The organism is Halobacillus trueperi, from assembly GCF_003386945.1.
GTDB lineage: Bacteria > Bacillota > Bacilli > Bacillales > Halobacillaceae > Halobacillus > Halobacillus aidingensis.
Window position 1 is genome coordinate 1 of record NZ_QUAE01000055.1, and the last position, 447, is coordinate 447.

Sequence of the window (447 nt, forward strand, 5' to 3'; positions counted from 1 at the left end):
GTTAGCAATAGGTAAGCGTTTGAGGTTATCTCCAGCTTTTCCCCTGCTCCACACCGAACGTGCTAGTTTCCCAGCATTCGGCGTTCCATCTAAAGGTATGTACTACATTATAAGTTCCTTTGTTACTCTTCGAGACTGGATGCGTCGATCCCTTCCACCCCACATACCTTTCGGTATTGATTGATTTTATCTAAGATCAATCGATTCTGTGGTAATTGGTTAAGATAAAACTTTATCTTCTCTATATCTTTTACATGAATCAGTCGATGAATATCCTTATGAAGAATACGCAGGTTTTGAAATTGATCGCTTCCTCCAAGATTCTTTGGCACATAGTGGTGACAATGAACATCTGAAGCGTGAAGATATTCGCCTGTAATTTCGCATTTCCCCATCTTCATACTATACCGACTAATACGATTATCCAGGTATTCGACACTTCGATTC

The 447-nt window shown here is 40.0% G+C and carries 1 protein-coding gene; it reads right to left on the reverse strand.

The annotated features are described in order from the left end of the window. Positions 1–122 precede the first annotated feature (122 nt). The coding region (locus DYE48_RS20955) for an HNH endonuclease (protein WP_147299304.1) at positions 123–447 on the reverse strand (325 nt) is incomplete at its 5' end.